Annotated in this window: 1 protein-coding gene; it reads left to right on the top strand. The window is 73.4% G+C overall.

Annotated features, from left to right (window positions below; all coding sequences use genetic code 11):
* Window positions 1–1,401 precede the first annotated feature (1,401 nt).
* Entirely contained in the window at window positions 1,402–2,475 is a 1,074-nt protein-coding gene (locus ACOJUF_RS11005) for a LacI family DNA-binding transcriptional regulator (RefSeq protein WP_420121894.1), read from the top strand.
* Window positions 2,476–2,915 lie beyond the last annotated feature (440 nt).

Here is a 2,915-nt window from a genome sequence, read left to right as displayed (position 1 = left end):
GCCTTCGAGGACTACGACGCCGACAAGGCCGCCGAGCACTCCTACGCGTTCGTGCACCTGAACCAGCTCGCCGTCGAGCACGCCCTGGGCGCTCGCTGACGGCGCCCGCTGTCCGATCCGAGCCCCGCGGCGCCGCTCCGGCCCGCGGGGATCGGGTCTGAATCCGTTTCGCACGGATCGGCACCGCCGGCACCGTCGGCGCCGCCGGCGGCGCCGGGAAACCGCGCCGCCCCCGCCGTCCGGAGCCCGGGCGTGACCTGCGCCGCCCGGGCGCCGGAGTCCACCGCCCCCCGGCCCCCGCCGGCGGGGCCTTTCGTCGTGGGCCGGCGCGGATCTGCCCTCCGGGTCCCTCTTTCCCGCGCGGATCAACAACGCCGGCGCGGATCAACTTCCGTCGAATGGGACGGGTGGGACGGAAGCCAACGACTTCGTGCGCGCCGCAACAGTTGATCCGCGCGTCGAGGGCCGGCCGGGGCGGACCGGGCCGTCGTCAGTGCTGGGCGAGGTCGGGTCGGTCCCTCCGAGTGAAGGGTCGAGCTCGCTGAGCGGGCGTTGGTCTTCATTCGGCCGCGTTGAGGGCGACGGCGCGGCCCGGAGTGTCCGACGTGCGCAGGTTCCGGGCGGTCTTCGGCGGCGCCGGATGGGGCGCCGGGTCCGGCCCCTGGGGCGGCCGGAGTCCTCGGTCGTGCCCGTCCGAATTGATCAGGTCGGGCGAGTGAAGGCTTGAGCTCGCTGAGCGGGCGTTGGTCTTCATTCGGCCGCGTTGAGGGCGACGGCGCGGCCCGCCGTGTCGTTGGGCGGAGCCGAATTCGGAGCCAGGTCCGGTCCAGGGGCGACCGGAATGATCGGTCGCGCCCGCCCGGATCGATGAGCCGGGCCGAGTGAAGGCTTGAGCTCGCTGAGCGGGTGTTGGTCTTCGCTGGGGCGCGGAACGGAGCGCGGGACGGCCCGGAGACCCCGAGGGCGGCGCCGGACTGGGAACCGGGTCCGCGCGGGCGTCAGTCGGAGTGCTCGGTCGTGCCCGCCCGGATCGATGAGCCGGGCCCAGTGACTGGTGGAGCCCCCTCCGGGCGGTGGTCTTTCGGGGGCTTGGCGACGGAGCGCGGCGGCGCCCCGAGGCGCGCCGGCGCAGGCTTTACCGATCCGTGACGAAACAACTGCTTGACGGCCACGGTTTGTTTGTCCAATAATCAAACCCATCGAAGCGCTTCGACGATCCGCCGGTCAGCCGCTCAGGATCGGGCGAAGCCGGTGGCGGACGGCGGATCACGGCGGCCGGTGCCGGCTCGTCGGGCATCGATCCCGACCCGAGGGAACGCCAGGCCATCCGGCCCGGCATCATCGAAGCGCTTCGACGAGCGAACGATCAGAGATAATCCGGCAACGAGGCGGGAGGATCGCATGGCCACGATGCAGGACGTCGCCCGCCGGGCGCAGGTCTCGCTGAGCACCGTTTCGTACGCCATCAACAACACCCGTCCGATCTCGGCCGCCACCCGCGAGCGCATCGAACGGGCGATGCGGGAGCTGGACTTCCGCCCCAACCAGATCGCGCGGAGCCTGGCCAGCCGGCGCAGCAACATCATCGCGCTGACCTTTCCCGGCACCGAGAACGCCATGGGCAGCACGATCATGGAGTTCATCACCGGCGCGGCGCAGGCGGCGCGGGAGCGCGACATGCACCTGGTGGTCTGGCCTTACGCCGCCGATCAGGCGGACGAGATGCTGCAGATGAGCCGGCAGGGCCTGGCCGACGGCGTCATCGTGATGGAGGTCCGCCGCGACGACGCCCGGGTCCGCCTGCTCGACGAGCACCGGATCCCCCTGACCATGATCGGCCGTGCCGGCGACGAGCCCGACGCCCGCTGCGTGGACATCGATTTCGACGCCACCGCGGAGACCGCCGTGGCCCACCTGGTCGAGCTCGGCCACACCCGGATCGCCCTGCTCAACCAGTCGGCCGGCAGCCGCGACCACGGGTACGGGCCCACGCTGCGCATCGCCGACGGGTTCCGCGCCGCCCTGGGCCGGCGCGGCCTGACCGGCGAGATCCGCTGGTGCGAGCCGACACCGCTGGCCGGTCGGCGGGCCACCGACGAACTGTTGGATCGGCCGGACCGGCCCACCGCCGTCGTGGCCATGAACGAGAACGCGGTGATCGGCGCGGTCGGCGCGCTGACCGCGCGCGGACACCTGGTGCCGCAGACGTTCTCGGTCCTGTCGATCGTCACCAGCCCGCTGATGGCGCAGATGGTCGAGCCCGATCTGACCACGTTGCACTCGCCGGGGGCCGACCTCGGTCGGCTCGGCGTCCACAACCTGCTCGATCGGCTCGACGGCCGCCCGGCCGCCGACGGGCCGACCCTGCTGCCCTGCCGGTGGGAGGCGGGCCACAGCACGGGCCCGGCCGCACCGGCGCCCACCGACCCGCACCTGACCGCCCACCCGCCCGCCGACCCGCCCCCCGTCGGATAACCCCGGCTCGCAAAGCACCCGCTCACCCCCGCCGACCGCCTCCGCGGCCGGCCGCACCGCCACACCCATCTGGCGATGGCGCACGCCCCGCCACCCCCTCCGACCCGCCCCGGCGAGGTCGTCAACCCCCTGGAGGACAGATGTTCCGTCATCGGTATCGGCTCGCGAAGGTCGCGACAGTCGCTGCGGCGCTGACGGTGTCGTTGACCCTGGCTGCCTGCGGCGGCTCGGGCGACACCGGTTCGGGCGCGGCGTGCCTCCCACGAGGCTGTGCAGGCCCCGGCGCCAGACGTCCCCCCTCTGCGCCGGGGTCTGCCCCTCGGGCCGTGCGGCCTCAGCCGATGCGCACCACGTTGCTGGCCTTCGTCGTCCCGCCGCCGTCGCGGATCACGACCCGCCACTCGTACGACGCCGAGGCCGGCACGTCCTGGCGCTCGACG

The sequence above is a fragment of the Nakamurella sp. genome (assembly GCF_048594475.1).
Lineage (GTDB): Bacteria > Actinomycetota > Actinomycetes > Mycobacteriales > Nakamurellaceae > Nakamurella.
This window is presented reverse-complemented; position numbering and strand designations above follow the sequence as displayed.

Coding starts and splice junctions, on each gene's coding strand:
- ACOJUF_RS11005 (WP_420121894.1), top strand. CDS start 1,402: ATGGCCACGATGCAGGACGTCGCCCGCCGGGCGCAGGTCTCGCTGAGC.